Raw genomic sequence first — 23,123 nt, 5'->3', positions numbered from 1 at the left:
TTGTTATATGCTACACGCTCACTATTTGTTATAGTATTATATTGATAGTTTTCTTAGCTTGATTTTTGAATTTTTCTTGGATTTCTTTGACATTGTTCATCCTGTCAATTAATCTATTTTCTATAAATTTATCTTTTCTAGATAATCCAGTTAAATCATTAGTTTTGAAAACTAAAAATTTAAGTAAAACTAAACTTAAGAAACAAAAATATATATAACCTTCGATATGTCTTCAGGTTCATAAATACATCAGTCTAATTGCTAATAAACCTTTTAAACTTTTAAAAGCAGAAAAAAAGAGTTAAATTATTTTTTAACTCTTTTTTTCATTAATTTAACAATAAAGAAAGTTGCTATACCAAAAGTTATAATTCCAGTTGTAACACCTAAAATACTTCATAAAACAACATGTGTTTTATTGGTTTTAGATTTTTCAGATTCTATCGAAACATCTTCTGATTCTTTTTCATTATCGGAATTATTCTTTTCTACAGTTGAACTTTCATTAGTAGTTGGATTTTCATTTATTGCATCTTTATTTTCAGTTGCAGAATCTTCCGTTGTTGGTTTGTTATCATCTTGAGATGCTGAATCTGTTCCTGTTTCAGAGCTTGAATTAGTTTCATCTTCTGATGAACTTTCATCAGTTATATCTTTATTTTTAGTAGTATCTTCAGCTACTGGCGAACTATTGTCTTCAACATTAGATGCATCAGATTCTTTTGAAATCGGATTATTTTCTTCTGAACTTGAATCTGTTTCAGATTCATCAGTTTTTGGAGAACTTGTTTCATCTTCTCTTGAAATCTCACTATCTGATGACTTTTCTATATTAGTCCCTGTATCTGTTTCTACTTCAGCTTCAGAGCTTTCTGATTCACTTTCACTGTCATCACTTCTAGGTGGATTATTTTCCGTATCTGATTCACTAGGGTTATTATTTGTATTATTTTCAGAACTTTCTTCTAACTCTTTATTTTCTTCATTGACTACTGCGTTTTTATTTAATTCGCTAATTGGAATTTCAAGAGTATGAGCTTTAATTCCAAATACAACAAAACTTTTTTTGCTATTTACTCATTGATTATTGTGTTTATAAAAACTCAAAATTTCTCTAGTTTCATCACTTGCCACCAAATCAACGTTTTTTTTACCTTTATTAGTGACATCAACAATGATTGAAAAATATTGATCTTTGTTTAAAATAATTTCTTCATTTAAATCAATTGTATAAAATCCTTTATCACCAGAATTTGGAATTTGTACTTCTTGAGTTAATTTTAATTCACCGTCTTCAGGATTAGACATTGAAGAATTTTTAACATAAATTTTGATTTCAGCAGTAATGTTTGTACCTTTAAGCGCAAAATTAATTGACTTTAATTTTTCTACAATTTCGTCATTTGCTTTTTTAACTGGGAAAATATTTGCCATTGTTCTTTCATTAGTGCCAGGGGTTTCGAATAAAGAAAATGAATTTTTTGTATCATAATAGTAAGTATTTTGATATGCATTATTATTTTCTACTTCAACTGCCATTACTTCATGAATTAAATCTAATGAATCGTATGAAAGCATAAAGTAACCCTGAGCATGCATGTTTTTAGTTCCTCAACTATTTTTAATAATAAAACCACCTTTTTGTTTCGGTGTTTCAGGTCAAAAATTAGATGCATAATAATCATCGTCTCAACCTACAATAACTGAAGCATGATTTCTGATATGTCTTTCTTCAGGTGATTTAGTTATAATAATTGAATTTGGTTCGTTGTATCAAACGGTGTCAGGGTGAAAATTCATTTCATTAAAAGCATAAGCAACTCCCACAGAGCCGTATTTGGCAATCGCTAATTTAATATCATCAACAGTATGATTAATTTTTACAGCTTTTTTAATTTTGGCAATTGTAGGGTTATCAAAATTAGGAAACTCAGTTTGATTAGTTTGAGCAATTGGGGATGTATTTCTCATCAAACCATTAAATGCGTGAGATAAATAATTTCCTGTACCTAAAATTCCTTTTCATTCTTTAGCATCGGGATTTAAATTTAACTTATCTGCATTATGATTTCAACTATTGCTTATGTAATCAATTGCATGTTCATCAATGTCTAAAGAATTTTTAGTGTAATTTCCTATATTATTTTTTAAAATATTGGTTTCTAAAATTGAAGCAATTGTATATGCTCAACAAAGACCTTCATGACCTTGATTCTTAACGTTAGTAACTAAATTGAGTTTTCTTGCATCAAAAAAAGGCATTCTTGCAATTTCTTCTGCACTTTTAGTTTGAAAAAGTTCTAATTTTGGTGCGTCAGAATCAGTTGATGTGGCTGTGCTTATCACACTAAAAGGTATCAATAAACTTGGACTAACTAATAAACTAGTTAATATTTTTTTATTTTTTAATCTCATATATTAATTTTAAATAAAAATTAATATTTTTGTAAAGTATTTTAATGAAAGTCAAATTGTTGAAACAAATATCGCTTATTTTATAAGCTTTTAATTGTTAATTTAAGATGTTTAAAAAAAATATTTTGCTAATTTTTTAGTTATATATAAGTTACAAAAAATGCTAATTTTTATAAAAAAACTCTTTAAAAATTAACTTTTTAATAATTTAATAAACTAAAGAATATAAAAACCAGAGATTATTATTTTTTATTATCTCTGGTTATCCCACGTTTTCCGCTTTATAGCATTAATTAAGAAAAGAATACAAAGCTTTCTTATTTGTTCAATTTCTACTTTTCAAATATATTTAATCACACATAATTTAAGTGCATTGAATAAACTTTAATGTGCTTTTTTGTAATAAAAAAAGTAGCATAAGCTACTTAATTTTGACTTTTAAACTCACTACACAGCGTTTTTCATTTGCTCTACTCTAGGTAAGATTGCATAATATGAATATTTGTGCGCTGGATCTTGGAACATTTTAACTGTTGAATCATCCTTTGTACCCTCTAATTCAATTAAGTACTCTTCATAAATGTTACCTGTGATAATTAATTTATCAATGATTAACATTAATTTACTAATTGAATATCTAGTAGGTGCATAAGCTGTATCATGGTTGAAGAATTCATAAACTTTCTTACCATCTGATTTAACAATTAATCTAAAGAAAGTGTCTAGAACCTTTTGTCTAAGTTTAATCATTTTTTGATATGTTTGGAAATCACTTATAGAAAATTGAATATTATTAGGTAATTCCGGTGTATCAGCTTTGTAGTTTTTAATTGGATATGTTGTTTTTCCATCGACTTTTTGTCCTAATGTATGAACTTCATATGTGCTTTCTTCAAATTGTTTAGCTGTATTAACTATTGTGTAAGCAACTTCTTGACTTTCAGGAAGTGAGAATCATTTACCGAATCTTTTAGCTGCATCTGTATACATAGCTGGTTTAGGATCTTTTTGAACTTCTTGACCAGCTAATGCATTTTTAGCATCATTGTAGGCTGCTTTAAGTGCGTCAACATCAAAGTTTAATGCAGTACCATTATTTGAAAAATCTAAGTAATTTACAACATTATTAACATTATTGTAAGCAGTATCGAATGCATCTTTTCTAGCTTGCTGATCATCATTTGCATATTTATAGCTAGCTTTAACATCTGAATAATCTGCAACAGCTTCTTTTAAACTTGGAACTAATTCATTTAAGTAATTAGCATTTGTTTGAATGTTTTTAAGTTGTTCTTGGTTTTCTGATGCTTGGATTAATTCTTTAATCTTAGTTCTTTGCTCCTCTGTTAAGTTTGAATATGATGATTCAACTTGAGAAATAGCAATTGCTTTGCTTTGCTCGAATGTAATTTCAGGATTTGGATTTGTTTTATTATCTCCCGGGTTCGGTTGTGGGTTGTTTGTATTATTGCAAGAAAGAGCAACGATTGGTAATGACATTGAAACTAATGAAAAACTACCAAATAAAATTCTTTTATTAATTTTTTTCATATAGCCTCCTTTCTATATTTGTTTTATTAGGTTATTTGAATTTAAATTAATATTTATTATTTTTTCAATCTTGAACTTCTTTAGGTGTAGCTAACACAAAGTGATTATCATTGATTTTTATTCATTCAGGTTGATAATCTTCTGTGTAATTATGCATTGCAGGATTATATTCGTATCCTAGCAAGCTACCTTTGTCAGAATCGATTGATGGAACTGACTCAAGCAATGATTTTGTATATGGATGAAGTGAGTGCCTCATAATTTCTTCAGTTGTACCAACTTCAAGTAATCTACCTTTATTCATAACAGCAATTCTGTCTGAAATATATTCAACCATACGTAAGTCGTGAGCAATGAACACAATTGTAAGATTATATTTTTCTTTAAGTTCATTAAAGATGTTTACAACTTGTGCTTGGATAGAAACGTCAAGCGCTGAAATTGGTTCGTCAGCAATAAGTAATGTAGGTCTAAGCACAACGGCTCTAGAAATCCCGATACGTTGTTGTTGTCCTCCTGAGAATTCAAGTGGATAACGTTTTAAAACTGATTCATCAAGTCCTACACTCTTAAGAATGTCTTTAACTAAAATTGTTTTACATTCATTTTCAGTTAATTTATTTAATTCATCACGTTTTGCTTTGTATTCAGCTAATTTAGTTGCGACTTCTGATAAACCTCAAGTTTGATTAATCGTTTTTTCAAAGTCAACATATAAAGCATCATATGCAACGTTCTCATTGATTGAAATTTTGTGATCTAATTCATCTTTGAACTTTCCAAATAAAGAACGATATTCTTTTTTATCAATCATTGAGTATAAATGTTTAACAACCTCTTGGTCGTAGTTAAATAAGTAAATTTCTTTAGAGTTCTTTGTATTTGTTAAACCTTCAGAAACAACTGTTTCAATATTAACATGTGGATTAAGTGAGTTAGCTGGATCTTGGAAAATCATTTGCACTTTATTAACCATAAAGTTAACGATTTCTTTATATTCTTTAAGTGATTTACCAAACTTAAATCCTCTAACCATTTTCTTAGGTAATAATTTATCAAGAATTTTAATTTGTCCAAAGCTGTGTGGTGTAAGTCCGATAATTGCACGTCCAATTGTACTTTTACCTGAACCAGATTCACCAACAATACCTAAAACTTCACCTTTGTAAATGTTTAAGTTAAAGTCTACTACAGCTCTAAATGCTTTTGAGCGAGAACCATATGTAACATCCACGTTTCTTAATGTTGCTAAAACTTCCTTACCTTGAGGAACTTTTAACATTTCATCTACACCTTTAATGTTGTATCTTATGAATTCTTTTTTTCAGAAAAGGAATTTTTTTTGTGTTTCTATGTAATAGTCTTTTTTCATAACTTATTTTTTAGAACTTGCTAAAAACTCCTTTCATAATTTTGCAATGTGTGCAGGTGGCGTATATTTAGGTGCTCTTTTATCTAAAAGCGCTGATTTAACTCTATGTGTTTCTGAAACATAGTAAAAGTCAGGTTCAACTTCAAAATCTCTACCAAGTGCATAATCATTTCTAACTGCAAAAGCATCTCCAACAATATTATTTAAGTTAGATGGAACTGAACCTCTAATTGTTGAAAGTCTTTTACCATTATTAACGTCAGGCATACTTAAGATTAAACCTCAAGTATATGGGTGTTGTGGATATTTTAAGATTTCTCTTGTAGTTCCCTCCTCAATAATTTGACCTGCATACATAATTGAAATGTAGTCAGCTATCGAAGCAACAACTCCAAGGTCGTGAGTAATAAACACGATTGATAATTTAAGTTTTTCTTGTAATTCTTTAACAACTTCAAGAACTAAAGCTTGAACTGTTGGATCAAGCGCTGTTGTAGGCTCGTCCATTACTAAAATTTTTGGTTCAAGAGCAACAATAGCAGCTATAACAACACGTTGAATCATACCTCCTGACATTTCGTGTGGGTATAATTTCATAACAGCTTCAGGGTCATTAATTTTTGTTAATTTAAGGAATTCTACAGCACGTTCGTATGCTTCTTTTTTGTTTTTAACAACTTTATTAACAAGCATACCTTCCATAATTTGTGCTCCAACTTTCATAGTTGGGTTTAATGTAGACATAGGGTTTTGGAAGACAGCTGAAACAACTCTTCCTCTATAGTGTGAACGTTCTCAATCACGCATTGAGAACTTCTCAACGTGATTATTGTAAAGTTTAATTTCACCACTATCAATTACAGCATTATCTCCTGTAAGTCCATAAAGAAGAGATGTAATAACTGATTTACCTGAACCAGATTCACCGATAATTGCGTGAACTTTTCCTTCATAAATTTGAATAGATGGTCCACGAAGAACTTTGTTCTTTTGACCTGGTACAGATGGGTTTAAGAATGATAAGTGAATGTCTTTAATTTCTGCAGCAATTTTAAGTTTTGTTCCATCTGAAAATTCTTTGTACTCAACATTTTCCATAAATGTTTCTCAATCAAACATATTTTTTCTGTTTCCTAATCCAAGACCAGAAAAAGCGTTTGTGATTGCAACATTTATTTTTCTTTTAAAGTGTTCTCATTTAGACTTGAATGATTGTTTTTCTGATTGATTAGATAAGTTATTATCTTTTTTCATAAAACTCTCCTATCTTTGTCTTCTTAATGCATCTTGAACTGATGCACCAATTAATTGAACACTTGTTGTAATTAAGATTAAGAATGTTGAAGGAACAAATACGTATCTTAAGTAGTCAGGGAATAATTTTTGACCTTCAGAAATTAAGTTTCCTAATGTAGGAACATCATCGATAGCAAGACCGATGAATGCAAGTGATGTTTCTGATAAAACAACACCAGGAATTGTGAATACTAATTGAGTAATTAAAATAGGTAATATAACAGGTACATAGTTTTTAAGAATTTTTCAAGTTGGTGTACCTAAGATTTTTGATGCTGATACTCATTCAAAGTATTTAGCACGCTTAACTTGAGCTCTAATTTGGTTAGCCATACCTGTTCAAGATGTAAGTGAAAGTGAGAATACAACAACTCAGAAACTAGGTTTGATAATAATTGTCATTAAGATAAGGATGATAATTGTAGGAACAATTGAAATAACTTTGATGATGAAAGTCATGATTTTGTCAAAGAATTCAAATTGACCCATCATAATTCCAATTGTAAGTCCAATAGCAACCTCGATTGCTGTTACAACAAATGCAAGTGCAATTGAATACCTAAGTCCTCATCATAATCTAGCTCAAAAATCTCTTCCTAAGTGATCTGTTCCAAGAATGTGGAATACACCCTTGCTATCTACTGTATTGAAAATAAGTTTTGAATCATCAACACTTGTAACGTTTGGATCTTGTGTTGTAAATGGAATGACAATTGCTAATAAGATTAATGAAACTAATGTAACAAAACCAAAAACTCCAGCAAAACTTCTTGAGAATCTGTTAATAAATTCTTTGAAAACTCTTGGTTGAGCTTGCATATGCATATCAGTTTGGAAGTCTACAATTTTTCCAACAATTTTTCAAGACTGATACACAAATGGTTGTGTAATTGGGTTTGGCGCTGTTGCTAATTCTTCTTTAGACATTGAAGCAGTTGCTTCACGTCCTTTAATTTTGCTTGCTGTCTTTTCGAAGAATTTCTTAACTGATGAATTAAATTTGTGTAAATGTTCTTTAAATTTCATTAAGCACCTCTCCTTCTAATTCTTGGGTCAATTGCTTCATAAAGAATATCTCTGAATGCATATGATAGAACTGTAAGAAGTGAGAACATAACAATTAAAAATAAGATAACATTGTAGTCTTTTGAAGTAATAGCATTAAGCAACATACCTCCTGAACCAGGAATTAAGAAAATTTGTTCAATGAAGATACTTCCGATGAATGATCCAAAAATAACAGCAGGGAAGAATGTAGCAATTGGGAATAGCGCAGGTTTAAGTGCGTGTCTTCAAACGAATCTGTTTCTTGACACACCTTTTAAGTAAGCAAACTTAGCGTGAACTGAGTTAAGCTCTCTGTTAAGCTCTGTTCTAATGTATTTAATATAAACAATGATGCTTCCTAATGAAAGCGCTAGACCAGGCAGTATATAGGTTGCAAAATTATACTGGTCAAATACATAAGGTATTCCGACAACACGTCCGATAAACACAAGAAGTAAAGCGAAAATAATAGAAGGAACAGATGAGAAAATTGAAACAATAACAGTTGAAACGTTATCTACAAGTCCTCCTGGATTTTTACCAACTCAAATACCAAGTGAAATACCGATTGTAACTGTTAAGAATACTGAGAAAATTCCAACTAAGAATGATTTGTAGAATCTATCTCAAATAAATTCAGTAATAGGACGTTCAGGGAAAAGTGAATAAGAAATACCAAAGTCACCGTGGAATAGACCATTTAAGTACTTAAAGTATCTTGTAAGTAAAGGTTGATCCAATCCATATTTTGCTTCAATAATTTTTCTTGCAGTTTCATCCTTACCTTGTGTAAGTGGGTTTTCACCTGGAACTGAGTTAATTAAGAAGAATGTAATTGATATAACAATAAATCCAATAACAATAAATTCAGCAATAATTTTGAAGAATTTTCAAGATGTTTTTAAGAATGGTGAATCAATTGAAAGAAGTTTATCTTTAAGTGTTAATTCAACATTTCTTTTACTTCTGAAGATAACTTTGTTATCGTTCAGTTCATAAGTTTTATTATCTACTTGTACTTTTTTCATTAGTTCCCTTCTTTAGTTCTTGGTAATTTTGCCATTGGTGGTCTTGTCATATCGTATGCATATTGAAGTGAGAATCTGAATAAACTATCAACTCCTCCAACTTTTGTAATTTCTCAGTTTGTATCAACTTCCATAAGTGGAATTACAACTGCTGTATCTCTGATAACTTTTTCAAGTCCTGCGATAAATAAGTAAACTCTTGTTTGAGATCAGTTTTCTAAAAGTTCCTCATCTGTGAAGTTTCCTGAGAAGAATGAGTTAATTCTTGAAGTATATTGTGAAATTGATTCATCTGGATGTTGAAGTGATAACTCAATGAATTTATTTCAGAATACTGGAATTGCATCATCTGGTTTTGCGCTTTCGCTTCTTAATAATTCTTCTTGGTTAAATTGTAATCTTTGTTGTGTTTCATTTGTTAAGTTAGCTATTTGTTCTGTTGTAAATTCAGTAGCTAAATATGTAATAAATGCATTGTTGATTCTGTTTGTTTTAATGTTTTTGTTATTAATAATAATATACCCAAGTAAGTTTTCAACGTATTGCTCTGAATATCTTGTTTTTTTAGATTCATTTAAACTTGCAAGCGCAAGTGATACCGGTTTTGCGTATTTTTTAACAAATGCTGCTATTTCACTGCTACTTTGTGAAGCTTTTGCTGAATCATAATCTGATGCAATGTTTACATAGTCCCCTGATAATGAGTTTGAATTAATAAGTGTATTAATTCAATTAATGTCAGATTGCATTAATGAAAGTTTTGAAACACTAGCATCTTGTTTTTGAAGTTGTTCAATAACTAATTCACCTAGGTAGTCCCCATAAATGTATGAACCAACAGGGTTATCTTTGAAAGCAATTGTTTTTTGGTTGATTGTATCAACTTCATCACGTTTGAAGAATACTGATACATAGTCCTGTGCTCCATTACCACCTAATCTATCGTAGTTTTGATAAATAATTTGGTATGCACCTTTTTCAATAAAGCTTGCATAGATGTTTTCAGGTAATGTTTTTGTTTCAATTGAAATGTAACCATTTGACATAGTTTCAAGAGCACCTTTCAAGAATAAACCAGCGTTCTTTTGTTCTTCTGAACCATTGTTTAAGAATTCAAATTTAACTGATTGTAATTCTGGATGTTTTGCTTTGAATCTATCTAAATAGTATTTTGCTGTTTGAATATCGTAAGTTAAATCTTTACGCTCAGTTTTTTCAAATGTGAATGACTTAGCTAAGTGAACAACGAATTCGTAGTTTTGTAAGTCAAATTCTTTACCATTTTTGGTTGTAGATTTTTGACCTTCAAAGAACATTTCAATGTTTTTACCATCGAATGTTTTGTATTGTCCATAAGATGTTCAAGTGTTAACAGGGAATGAGAAATCTCATCCAACGAATTTAAGAGCTTTTTCTCTGTTAACTGCAAAATACATTGCATTTCTTAAATCTTGATCTTGTAAATATGAATTTCCATTTGTTTCGCTATCTAAGTTGAAAGCAAAAGCAATTGTTCCATACCCTGTGTTTTTGTTAAGGTATTTTTTCATTTTAGGATCAGATCAATAAAGGTTCATTTTTGAAGCAGGAATATATGTTTGAGAAATTAAACCATCTTCAAAGAATAATGAGTTTGTGTTCTTGTTAGTTGAGAACATAATTTTGATTTTGTTTGAAATTGTGTTTTCAGCATCAAAGTAATCTTTATCTTTTTCAAGAATAATGTAACCATTATCTCCTAAAAGAATACCTTCACCATTTTGTGCAATTTTAAATGGACCTGATGTTAAGAATGTTTTAGGTTCTGAACCATATTTATCAATTCCACCAGCAACAGTTTCAACGTGTTTTCTATTGATTGGGAATAAGTTGTAAAGGATTGTGAATAATAAATATGATAAATCAGGTGTTTTAGTGTCATCGAAAATCATTGTGAATGAGTTTTCGCTACTTGAAAGTGCTTTGATTGTACCTTGTAAGTCTTTGTTTGTTTTATTAAACTCTTGGTATGGGTTTACATACATATTTTTAACAATCTTAATTTGCTTTTTCTCACCATTAACTAAAACTGTAAAGTCTTGAACTTCTTTATCTAAAGCAAAAGAAGAGTTTTCAGGTAACGATAAGTGTTCTGCAATGTAATCGTTATCGTAATCTAAGAATAATTGACCTGTATAGAAACCAAATTCTAATGCAGCTTGCTTAATTGCTTCAACTTCCACAGTATCAAGTGGATTTCCATTTTCATCTTTGATTTGTGAAGCAAACACTTCTTGGTTTGGATTTTGAATGTATCTGTTCAATGCTTCTGATCAAACATAATCTCTACGTCCAAATGGGTTTTTATATGATTGTTTGAATTTTTGTTGGTACTCTTTTTGAGCGTCAATAAATTTATCAACTGCTCTAATTCCGTATTTTCTAACTGTGTCTAATTTTTGAGAACCTGTGTTAAGGTCTAAAATGTATTCTAAGTAATCTCTAATGTCATTTGAAGTTACAAAGTCACCGTTAGATCACATATTTTGTTTTTTTCTAGTGTACCCTGTAATAGCCATATAGTTATTAGGGTTTCTAGGGTTTCTGTAAGCATAAATAGTACTTTTTTCTTGGATATTTCCATCTGATAAGTCAGCTAATCCACCCACTGTTTGGAAGTTATCAATTCCATAGAATGCATTTGAAATTTTACCTTTACCATCATTATCTAAAAGTTCACTTCTAGATGCATTTAAGTAGTCAGTGAATTTAGCCGAATCTTTAACTGTACTATTTTCCATAACAACAAAGTTGTATGAAGCTTTGTTAAGTAATGATTTAAGTTGAGCTGTAGGACCTGTTTTTAAATATGAATCCACTAATGATGGAACAATTTTGTCCATTGATTTATATCTAACATAGTTTAAGTTGTTAATCGGTTCAGTTGCTAATCCTAAATCATAATCAATTGATTTAGAGAATAATCCACCTGATTGACAAGATAGTAATGCAATTGACGAGACAACAGGAGCAGAAGCTGCTGTTAATGTCAATAATAATTTATTTTTTAATTTCATCTTCTTCTCCTTATTATCCTGAAATGTTAAATTGGTAATCTACGTAAATAATCGTTTTTCCTGTGTCATTGTTGTTTTCATCTTTTTCAGGCATTATCTTGATTGGTGATTGTTCATCAGCTTTACCGTTTTCAATCATTGCATCAAGGTCACCGATTGTAAATCCACCTATTGTATCTTTGTTTTCATTAGCAAAATCAATATAGAATCTGTGTTTTGGTTTTAATAATGAGTTTCTGTATTTAGACATAAGTGCATAATCAGAAATTCAAGATTGGTAACCTAATTGTTCAAGTGTAACTTTAGAATCTGCATCACCTTGTTTTTCATAATAGAAAATGTTGTTTGTTTTATCAATGTTGACAGGCAAGTAGTGCATTTCATTTGTATCAATGTCAGTGAACTTAATGTATTTAACTTGCTCTGCTAATTGATTTGGAATGTATCCATACATAGCAACTGCATCAAGTTTTTTATTTCTGAACATACCTGAAATTGTTCTTTCTGAAACTCCATAGTTAAGAAGTTGTGAAACAAAGAATGCTTTAGGTCTTGAAGTAATTTTGTTTCCTTCAAAGTCTTTTAATCTAATATTGTTGTCTTGGATAGCATTTCTGTTTTCATCATAAAGTTCCATACCAATTTTTTCTTTTTCAAATCTATCTTTAAAGAATCCATTGTTATTTGAGATGAAGCTTCCAAAGTAGTTTGAATTTCTTCTTCCATCTTCATTTCTTTGAAGCATTGATGTGTCATTTCAGATTCCAAAAATCGGTTCCTTGAATTCAGTTACAAGTTTTTTATTCTTTTCAATTGATTCGTTAGCTAAATCGATATTAGTTCTTGCAAGTTCTGCTTCTAAGTTGTTTAATTCTTGCTCTTTAGCAGCTAATTGTGCTTTAAGGTCAGTGATTTTTTGTTCTGTTTGATTGTATTCGTCGCTACCTTGTTGCATTGAAGCTAATTTTTGTTCTTCAGATTTAATTTGTTCTTTATGATCAGCAATTACGGCTTCAGCAGCTGGAATTAAATTTAATTTTAATTTATCAACTTTAGATTTGAATTCAGCAATCTTAATATTTGTTTGAATTTGGAAATCTAAAGTTTGTGCAATGTATTCTTTATATTTATGTGATTGAATAGCTGCATAAATACCTTGCACCATATCTGATTGACTATTTTTAATATCGTTTAAGTAAGCTAATTTTGTTCCATCAACAATGTAATCAAGTCCAGTAACTGATTCATTTACTCCACCTAAGAATTTTGGTAAGTTACCAAAGTTTTCAAAACTTGGTAAGTAAGTTGTTTGAACATAATCTCTTGTTAACGTTTCAGCAATTGAGTAAATATAATCTGTGAATTTGTCATTTAATAATGGCTCAACTCTTGTTTCATTGTAGTTGAATACATCACTTGATGGTTTACCTGAAGAGAATCCACCGTAGTAAATATCACCGATAAGAAGATTTTCTCCAATAACACCAAAGTTTCTAATGAATGTAATGTTTCCTAATAAAAGGATTAAGTCTTGAGTGTCAAAATATTGTTTGTAATCACTTACACCATATTTTGAAAGAAGTTCATTAAGGAATTCTTGTAATTTAGCTGCATCAAATTGTAATTTTGATTCAGAGTTAATTAATGAAGCATCTTCAACATAGTTTTCTCTAAATTCAGGACTTTCAATTCTAATTCCATATTCTTTTGAGAAGAATGCTTGGTTTGCAACTAAATCAGTAGCAACATTAAAGTCTTTAACTGCAAGAAGTAAGTTTGAGTTTTTAAACGCTTTCATTGCATAGTTAGCTAAAAGTTGTTGTGATGCACCGATTTCAACTTTTTTATCTGTTGAAACTGTGAAGTCACCTGCTAATACAACTGATTTAATTTTGCTTAAATCAAATTTTGATTTTACATAATCTAAATCTCAATTGAATGATTTAGAAGCAACATCAAATGAAGCTTTTGAGTAGTCAATTGATAATAATTCCATCATTTTATCAAGCGAAGCAAAAGCAAGTGATTTTGTAGTTTTGTTTGTATCTAATCTTGTTGCATTAACTTTGTAGTTAGCAACAAAAGCTTCAATTAAGTTTGAATCAGCTTTTTTGTAAGCTGATGAAAATGGATTAATTCCAACATATTTGACAGTTTTATCAAAAGCATCCGGACCACTTGTAAGTAACTCACGTAAGTTTTCTAAAGTTAACATATTTTGGTCTTTGTCTAAGTAAGTAAACAAGTCTGATGAGTTGTTACCTAATCTAGCAATTCCAAGAGCATATGAAAATGCAATAGAAAAGTTATTTTGTCATCTTCCATCAATTGACTCAAGACCCAATTCAGTAGCGTACTCATTCATTGTTTGACTAAGTCTGTCTTTTGAGTATGTGTATGTACTTAAGAATGCTGAGCTTGAAACATATGGGAATGTATATTTAGTTGAGTTTTGTAAATCTCTGTAGTTTGCAAATGTTAAAACAGGGTTAATGTTTGCTCTATTTTGCATTCTGTATTCTGTATCTATATAACCATAGAATGTGTTAACAATATCTCTAAGTGAACCTTGTAAACTTGAACGAAGTGATAAGTATTGTAATGCTTCTCTGTGTTGTTCAGGTGCATCTTGACCTGGTTGAGCAAAGTTTGCTAAAACAGAGTTGTATTGTGGATCGTATTCAATTTGGTTTCCTCTGTTTTTAAATGATTTAAAGTAGTCATTTAAATCAACTGCATTAAATAAGTCTTTAAGGTAAATTGCAAGTGAACCACCTAATCTTGTCGCATTAGTGTTTCATCCTGAATCAAATAAGTCAGCTTTGATAACTTCTTGAAGTGATTGAACAATTAATCTTTCTTGTGAACGAATGTAGTTTCAGCTTTCTGTATCCAGTTCAACATTTAAAGGAACATTGATAACTGGTGAACCATCTGGTTTTTTGAAGTTAACTTTTGTAATAACTGTTTTGTCATTTACAGTTTCTGTTTCATAAACTCTAACTTTGAATTCATCATCATTGATAAAGTCAACAAATTGCGCAATAGGTTGTCCAGAACCATCTGTTAATTGTTCAATAACGTTTTTAGCAGTTACTTGTGCAAATTTAATTTCACCATTTTCGAATTTTTTGAATACTTTAGATTTTCCAGAAATTGCCGGGTTAAGTGTTCCTGATTGTTCATCAAATGAGTTTGCGATAAATAAGTCACCTGGAGCAACTTTTCTAAGTTTAGCTGCTTCAATCATTCCTTCATAATCTTGTAAGAAACGTCTTTGTGGGTTGGCTAACACTGTGTAGATATCTTGTCCAGCTACACCTACAGCACCTCACATTTGATTTTTAGTTTCAACTTCTTGAGAAACAACGTTTCCGTTTTCGTCAAGGATACCAAACTGGAATTTGATGAATTTACCATTTTCAGTTGGAGCACCTAAACTGTTTGTTCTAATAACTGTAAGGTTTGTTCTAGCTTCTAAATAGTTTTTAAGAGATTTGTATGAGTAGAATGAAGAGTCGCTAGCTCCACCACGAGTTGAAAGACCACCAACTAAAATAGGGTTTTTAGAATCGATTCAAGATTGACCTTGATCAAGTGTGTAGTGATGTCCATATTCGTGAGTTGCAACATATTTTAAGAAGTCTGTTGAAATACCTTCAAAGTCTTCGATAAGAGTTCCTAAAACAAGTGGAAGTCCAATTCTATCTGATTCTGAAACACCTTTGTATTCACCTTGAACAATTTTGTATTCATATACCCCTTTATCATTTACAGATTTCTCTAAGTGTGGTCCGTTTAATGATTTAAGTAAGTGTGGGTATTTTTCTAGAACTTTTTCAGCAAGTCCATTATAAACTTCAGTATAAACTTGGTATTTTCTTGAATCAAGTCCTCTTAATGTTTGTCCATTAGCATCTTTTTCTTCACTTGTGTAACCTAAAATAAGAGGAGTGATTGAACCTAAATATCCAGCAGCTTCCTTAAATTGAGCAAATCCGGCTGGTGAATAATTATTTGAAGCACTTGCAACAAATTGTTCACGTAAGATAAATCTGTTTGAGTCTTCAAGTTTAACTGAAAGCATATGTGTTGAACCAGAGTTTTGAATTGTAAACTCTTTAATTTCACATTCTTTAACTAATGCTTTTTGTTCTTCATAAGTTTTATCTTTTAAAGCAGGAACTTCATTGATTGCTTTAACAAATGAATCAAAGTAGTAAGTTTTATCTCCTTCTTTATAAACAAAAAGTTTTGTTCCAACATATGAATTAATGTCATAAAAATCTAAGAAGTGAATAATATCTTCGTTTATAGCTTTTACAAAGTTTCTGTATGTAATTGCTGAAGCTTCAGAAATTCTTGTAAAGTCTAAACTTGTTCTAACATTAAAGTCACCTCTAGCAGCAATAACTTGATCAAGTTTTGCTTTATCAGTTTCTGAAAGTGAATCTCTATCAAAGTTTTTAACCGCGTCTGAGTCAGCTTTATTTTTGTAATCAAAGAAGACTTCAAAAGTTGTTTTCTTTTTTTCTGTATTGTAGTTACTGTTAACATCTTTAATAATAACTGGTTTGAAGTCACTTAATGAAACTGTACCAAAGTTAGGTTTGAGTTCCTCTGCAACTTTTGCAAATTCTTCAGAACTAATGTTGCTTGGCAAGTAAACTGTTTCAATTTTTTCAACATCAAGTTGTGGTGCTGAACCTGGAATGTAAACTAAGAATTCTTTGTTAATTAATTTTCTTGGAATAGTAATTTCTCTAAATGCTGTATTGTTAGGTAGCATTGAAGAGTTTTTAATTGAAGTTGCTAAAGGAATGTTGTTTAAGAACATATCAACATCAGCCTTAGGAACTTCATAATTAAATGTTGAATAAGTTAACGCATCTTGTGCATTTCCTCTACCACCAACCGTCGAGTAGTAAGGCAATGAACCAAAGAATGCATCAGGGAAGAATTTAATTTCACTGTATTCTTTGTGCAATGTTGAGTGAGACCCTAAAGTAATGGCATTACCATTTTGCTCAACTCCTGGAACAATTCTAAATGAGTCTAAAGTTAAGAGGTCAGGACCTCAAGATACGTTTGACATAAATCAATTTGAAAATTCAATAAATTGTTTTGGTCTAACAGCTAAAACGTACTCATTGTAAAAACTGAATGAGCCGTATTTAACTTCTAATATGAATGATTCATTGTATCTTTTGTAATATTCTTTGAAAAATTCGTCAAATGAATATTTTTCTGTTTCACCAACAAAGTTGTATTCATTGTAAGTTTCATTGTTTGAAACTACATTAGCAACAATTTTTGATTTAAGTGGATCTAAAACAGAAACTTCAGGTTTAATTTGATCATTTTCATCATAGAATTTTTTAAAGTTGTTTACAAATAATTTTTGATCAACTGGATTTGTTGGTCCATTCTTTTCATCAGAATTATTTGCATATCCGTAAATTGAACCGACAGCAATACCGGACGCTCCTGCTAATATACCTAATGCTAATAAAACTTTGTATTTTAAAGCTAAATTTTTCATATAGTACTCCTTTATTGAATTTCAAATTTTGATTAAAAATCCTTATTTATATATAAATATATAAATAAATTCAATTTTACATTAAATGTCGATTTTTCAAAAGCTTATTATGTTCTTTTTTAGTTCTTTTTTGATCATTTTCACTAATAAAGTGAGGAGAAAAATGAAGAAAATAAAAATATTAAAAAATAAATGACTAACAATTTTAGGTTCGATAATGATTGCAGGTTCAATCAGTGTAGGAACTTGATTGATTGTAAGACACATTCAGTCTGCACCAGAATCTAGCGAACCAATTGAAAAGAAAGAAAATAAAAACAAAATAAGCGTACCTATTGTGCAACCTGCACCTATTTTTAGTACTCCTGTAGGTGTAAATGAATCAAGAGTATTATCAAACACTGTAAATTATGAAGATGCAATTTTTAGCAAATTTAATTCACTAACAGAACTAAATCAATCAAACCTTAGTTCATTTGTTAATGCTAATTCAAATGCTTGAATAAATTACATAGCAAGCATTTTAAGTACTCAAGCAAAAATGCATTTATTAGATTTCCCTGATCTTAAATGACATAATTCAGCCTCGTTACACGGTAGAAATGTTTACAAAAACTTTTTTATTCAAGAACCTCAAAATATGAATAAATTTTTAGAAAACATAAAACAATATAGAGAATTTGTTGCAGGACAAATGAAGTCATCAATTAAGTGACTTAAAGAATTTAAAAATTTATGAACTAATTTTGAATTTCACATCTTAAACACAACAGAGCAAGAAGTGTTGAATAAAATAAATAGCATTGTTGAAAATCATATTTTAGAGTGTGAAAAAATCACAAACTTCCTTGAAAACCACATATTAACAAAAGCAAATGTAGAAGAGTTTGTCCCATTAATTGAGGATTTATGTTTTAAAAACGACCAGTTATGAAATAACTATCACGCTGAATTAGAGGGTATTAAAAGTAATTATCAATATTTAGATAAATTGGATAATGAATTAATTAGCTTAAATTTATCAAATATAAAATTGATGAGTTTAAATTGACAAATTCAATCAAATTTAATTCAAACTAACAACTATTTAAGTGCTCATTTCAAAACGGATACAGAATTACTTTCAAGACTAAAACACCTAGCAGATAGTGAAATTAGAAATAAATTCATTGATTATTTAACTCAAAAATACAACAAATTTATGACACTTTTCAACTATATTAAGGGTTATATTAATGAAACTAATTCAAATGAACTAAAAGATATATTAGATGAAACTATAACAAAATATAATCAAATCACTGATGATGATGCTATTGAATTAATTTATAAGAAAATAATTTTTGTAATTGACAGTTTACAAATTATCTACAATAAAGTTCTCGAAATGCAAACTGTAAACACAACCACACTTAATAGAACAATGGGTTCATACCAATCTTACAAAGACTTTTATAACAATAATTTCGATAGATTAAAACCATTATTAATTGAAAAAGCAAAATTAGAACTTCAGGATTTCTTTTTAGGTGAACAACTTTGAATGATGAATCAAAAAACCAAAGAAGCAAATATAGCTCATAATGAATTCATTAATTCAAGTTACTTTAACACTAATAAAGAAGAAAAAATTGAATTTTGATTTACTCAACTACAGACAGCGAAGGAAACATTAGAAAGCCTAAAACAAAATTCAGATTTTAGATTGAATACTGTTAAAAATGAAATATTAACTATAAACAGTTCTGAACCAAATTATGATTTTGCAAAAATTGAAAGCAACAATAATCAAATTACAACAGACCAAGAAATGTTACTTAAAGCATTTTCAAACATTAATAATTTCGTAATTAATACTTTCTGAGAGAATGAATTAACCCTTGCCGACTATAATGAAAGCTGAATTACTGATGAAATCAGACAACAAGTTAATGATTTTAAAGAAGATTACAAAGCTAATTTAAAATCAAACTTACAATCCAACTTTCAAATTAATGTTTCTAAATTCGCTAAAGTAAATGAATCTTTGACCAATATTCTTGCAAATCTGAAAAATGATTCAAATAGAAAACAAAATATCAAAACATTCTTAACAACTAAGATAAAAGAAATCAATAAATTAGTTGATGATAATTTTAAATCTGTGGAGCAAGCTAAAAGACACATTGAAGAAGCTAAAAAAGATCCTGAAAAATTCAAACAATATAAAGAAGATGGCAGATATGAGTTGGATTTAATGGCAATCGATTACAACGGTGCTGAGTATAAGAGATATCTCAGTTACAAAAACGCCTTGGATATAGCTATAAAAAGATATGTGACTGATCCTGCGAACATTGAAAAGTTATTAGAAAAACAAATTTCTGATAATCAAAAATTAACTGAGGATTTAAACCTTATTAAGTTCAAATTTAGTAATTAAAAAAATTAAAAACTGGTTTTTGATACCAGTTTTTAACTAAATAAATTATTGATTGTTTTTAATGTATGTGTTCTCAACGAATCTTAATAATTCAATTGAACCATCGTATTGAGCAAATAATAATGCTAAATCAAATGGTGTAAATTCACTATCATCATCATATGTTCGGTAAACATTTAAATTGAATTTTAAGTATGAACTTCTTGAAATTGAGAAATTATCTGAATTTAAGAAGTTGTAGTAAGCTACTCTAGCTTGTTGTAATTGTTGTTTTTTCTCATCTTTTGAACTAGCGTCAGCTTTTAAGTACGCTAAGTTAGCTTGATAGTAAGCTGATTCTAAATTCATCATTTCTGTGTATAACTCTGATTTAGGTTTTCCTGATGCTTCTTGTTCATCTGTTAAGTATTCAAAACCATCAGCGTTAGCAAAAATTATATTTCTAAATGTTAAATCTTTTTTAACTAAATTATCAATAGCTTTGTGTGTTGCATCATAAACAACTTTATCTTGGTGATCTTCGCTAATTGAAGTTTCTGATAATTCAGCTGAAACTGATTTATACATTTGTCTAATGAATGCATAAATTTCTTGACCTGGAACAATGTATAAACTTTGTTTTGCTTTCTTATCTTGTCTTCTAAAGTTTTCAATGTTTGAGTTTTCTCTTTCAATATCATCTGCAATAAGTTTCATAAATGTTTCACCAGCAGCTGGTAATTTACCAAAGTTAGCTGAATATTCAACGGCTTTTTCATTAAGTGAAGCAACTTTAGAATTTAAGTCATCAAGAGACATTGAATCATAAGCATGATCTCTGAATGTAGTTGCAAATTCACCTCATTCATAGTCTAATTCGTCTGTGAATCCTTGGTAATCATCTAATGCATAAAATACTCCACCTTCTTCTCTAGCAGCTGTCATTTTTGCATTTAATTGCTCAAATTGTGAGTATTTGTCGTTTAAATATGTTCTAGCATCTGTTTCATTTGCGAATTCACTGTGTTTTAAAGATTTAGCAAATGTTGTATATTCATCTAATAAAGCTAACCCATTTGTGTATTTATCACCTGATCTGTTGTCTTGGTAAATGTCAGCAAATTTTACATAAAGCATATCCATGTTACCATCGTTTTCATCACCAACTTTTTGTTCTAATACTGATTTGAAGTCAGCTAAAACTTTGTAAGTTTCAGCAAAACCATCTGTATTAGAATCGACAACAAATTGATCTCATTTATTAATAATTGTTCTGAAATTGTCTACAGCACTATTGAAAAAGTCTGTAATTTCGCTAAATGTAAATTCAAACATTCCATCAGTTCCTGTTAATGATGAATATGTATCAATAACTGCTTGAACTTTAGCTTTATCTTCATTTAGAGTAGATGAGTATTGTTCAATTGTTGTGTAATCTGGATGGTTAATTGTATCTAAATTGTATGAACTTACTAATTCTTTTAATTTTGCTTTGATAGCTTCTAAATCAGCGATTGTATCTTCTGCAGATTTAATTCTTGCTTGATATTTTGAAGCTGATTTTGAAAGTTGTAAAATAGCTTCCATTTCTTCAGATTTTGGATCAATGTCTTGAAGTTTTCAGTATTCAAATAAGTTAACTAATGTGTTTAATTTAAAGTCAAAAGCTTTAATTAACATGTATCTATCAACTGCTGAAACAAATTGTTCTTGTGAAAGAGCTTTAATTTCGTTCATTTGCTTAATAGCTCATGTATTGAATTTTTTATATGATTTGTAAATTGCTGAATTTTCATCTCCATCATACATTTGTTCATTTCATTTTGCCTTGACTTTTCTATTGTATAGAGCGTATGTGCTACCGCTGTAGGCTCCATCATACATTTCGTTAGCTTTTGCGTTAATATCAGAAAGAATTTGTGTTGTATCAATATTGTATTTTGATAAATCATTTTCCGATTTTGAAAGAACGTATAATAACCCCTCTAATGTGGTTTGTTTAGGGATAAATTGGTATCTAATAACATTAAAAAGATCATCACGGAATTGGTTGTAAAGATTTGTGTAGTAAACTGAAGGTAAGTATTTAATTCCTGTGTTTTTGTAGAATTCTGAGAACTTGTCTGCGATTTCTTTAGAAACTGGTTTTAATTGCTCTAAAACTTCTGCATCAATGATTTCATTTGATAATGGGAACTTAGAAATTCTTAATGAAGGAACCATTAATGAAGGTCTATATTCATTGAATGAATTTGTGTTGTAAATGTATTTGCTTCAGAATTGAATTTCTAATGCTTGGAAGTTAATAAATTGTTCGTCTAAGTTTGTAGATGTATTTAATCCTTCTTCATAGTTTGTTTTAACACCATTAACTAATTGAATGTTTTCATCAACTTTTGCACTTTTTTCAGCTGATAAAGTTGAACGATCCATACTTGATAAGTTAACTGCAACATTTTCTAAATCTTTAATTCTTCATTGGAATAATGAATTCATGAATTCTTCTTTAGGAAACGGCATTTCAACTTTAGCTTCAGGGAAGTAATTTTTAATAATTGTGTATCAGTTTAAAGCATACATTGTTTGAGCATAGAAATAGTTAATGTTATTGTAGTCATCTTCTTGAGCTTCATATTCTTTACTACTTTTTTCTCATGTTGAAACAGCTCCATCAATGATTGATTGGTTTGATTTATAAAGTTCAGGGTATTTTGATTTAAATGAGCTTAAGTAGAAAAGAATTGCTTTTGTGATTTTAAGTAATGATTGCTTACCTGAAGGAGCTCTCTTTACCATTTTTGACTTAACATCTTCTAATTCATTTTTAGCAATTTCTAATTGATCGTTAAGGGCTTGAATTTCTCTTTCTTTTTCTGCTAATGTTTCCTTGTTTGCACCTTCAGTGTCGGCTTTAAGATCTTCTAATTCCTTTTTAGCTGCTTCAAGTTGTTTTTCAATCGCAACAACTTCTAAGTTTTTATCAACAAATCCACGTAATAATACGTCTGCAGCTTGATCTTTTAATGTTTGTAAAAAGTCAGCTAATTTTTTAACGTCTGAGTCTGATAAAACTTCTTTTTTATCTAATTCAGCAATTAAAGCAAATAATTCATTTTGTTTTTTTGATACTAATTGATCTAAGCTATCTCCAGATTTGGCAACTGAACTGTATTTGTTAAATTCAGCTTGAATATCTGTGTTTAATTTTGATTTTTCTGCTTTAAGTTCTGCTTGACTTTTTTGTGAGCTTGATGAGTTATTACATGAAACTAATAACATTGGTGAAAGTAATGCCGCACCACTTAAACCTAAAACTAATGATTTTAATCTTGCTTTCATATGATTTATCCTTTGTTTTGTTGATTTTTTTAGTTAATTTGATTTTATAAGTTTTATTATAAATTAATTTATTAAT

11 protein-coding genes are annotated in these 23,123 nt (G+C 29.5%); 1 reads left to right on the top strand and 10 read right to left on the bottom strand.

Going from position 1 to position 23,123, the window contains the following annotated elements:
* Nucleotides 1-28: 28 nt before the first annotated feature.
* The 9 genes from NPA13_RS01255 to NPA13_RS01215 all read right to left on the bottom strand — a co-directional run bounded on the left by NPA13_RS01255 (nt 29) and on the right by NPA13_RS01215 (nt 17,307).
* Complete coding sequence (locus tag NPA13_RS01255) at nt 29-250, bottom strand: hypothetical protein (protein WP_257089584.1); 222 nt, start codon at nt 248-250, stop codon at nt 29-31.
* A 56-nt stretch (nt 251-306) separates the two neighbouring features.
* Nucleotides 307-2,415 (bottom strand): C1 family peptidase, encoded by a 2,109-nt coding sequence (locus tag NPA13_RS01250; RefSeq protein WP_257089582.1) that lies wholly within the window; start codon nt 2,413-2,415, stop codon nt 307-309.
* A gap of 447 nt (nt 2,416-2,862) precedes the next feature.
* Nucleotides 2,863-3,966: a variable surface lipoprotein gene (locus NPA13_RS01245; protein WP_257089580.1), complete on the bottom strand. Its 1,104-nt coding sequence runs from the start codon at nt 3,964-3,966 to the stop codon at nt 2,863-2,865.
* A gap of 46 nt (nt 3,967-4,012) precedes the next feature.
* Nucleotides 4,013-5,338 carry an ABC transporter ATP-binding protein gene (locus tag NPA13_RS01240; protein WP_257089578.1) on the bottom strand — a complete coding sequence of 442 codons (1,326 nt, stop codon included), beginning with the start codon at nt 5,336-5,338 and terminating at the stop codon, nt 4,013-4,015.
* 3 nt (nt 5,339-5,341) lie between these two features.
* Entirely contained in the window at nt 5,342-6,592 is a 1,251-nt protein-coding gene (locus NPA13_RS01235; protein WP_257089576.1) for an ABC transporter ATP-binding protein, read from the bottom strand.
* A gap of 9 nt (nt 6,593-6,601) precedes the next feature.
* Nucleotides 6,602-7,660, bottom strand: coding sequence for an ABC transporter permease (locus NPA13_RS01230; protein ID WP_373457120.1), 1,059 nt, complete (start codon nt 7,658-7,660; stop codon nt 6,602-6,604).
* Nucleotides 7,660-8,709, bottom strand: coding sequence for an ABC transporter permease (locus NPA13_RS01225; RefSeq protein WP_257089574.1), 1,050 nt, complete (start codon nt 8,707-8,709; stop codon nt 7,660-7,662). The genes NPA13_RS01230 and NPA13_RS01225 overlap by 1 nt, the downstream gene beginning before the upstream one ends.
* On the bottom strand, nt 8,709-11,765 hold the full coding sequence (locus NPA13_RS01220) for a peptide ABC transporter substrate-binding protein (protein WP_257089572.1): 3,057 nt from the start codon (nt 11,763-11,765) through the stop codon (nt 8,709-8,711). Before NPA13_RS01220 ends, NPA13_RS01225 begins: the two co-directional genes overlap by 1 nt.
* Before the next feature lie 13 nt (nt 11,766-11,778).
* A complete protein-coding gene (locus NPA13_RS01215) occupies nt 11,779-17,307 on the bottom strand; it encodes a PDxFFG protein (RefSeq protein WP_257089570.1) in 5,529 nt (1,842 codons plus the stop codon).
* Between the two features lie 163 nt (nt 17,308-17,470).
* Between NPA13_RS01215 and NPA13_RS01210 the strand changes: the two genes are divergently transcribed.
* The gene (locus NPA13_RS01210; RefSeq protein WP_257089568.1) at nt 17,471-19,729 is read left to right on the top strand and encodes a hypothetical protein; all 2,259 of its coding nucleotides are present in this window, start codon (nt 17,471-17,473) and stop codon (nt 19,727-19,729) included.
* Nucleotides 19,730-19,774: 45 nt separating this feature from the next.
* Here NPA13_RS01210 and NPA13_RS01205 read toward each other — a convergent pair whose 3' ends face one another.
* Entirely contained in the window at nt 19,775-23,047 is a 3,273-nt protein-coding gene (locus tag NPA13_RS01205; RefSeq protein WP_257089566.1) for a hypothetical protein, read from the bottom strand.
* Between the last annotated feature and the right edge of the window lie 76 nt (nt 23,048-23,123).

It is taken from the genome of Mycoplasma sp. 2045 (genome assembly GCF_024582715.1).
Classification (GTDB): Bacteria; Bacillota_I; Bacilli_A; order Mycoplasmatales; family Metamycoplasmataceae; genus Mycoplasmopsis.
This window is presented reverse-complemented; position numbering and strand designations above follow the sequence as displayed.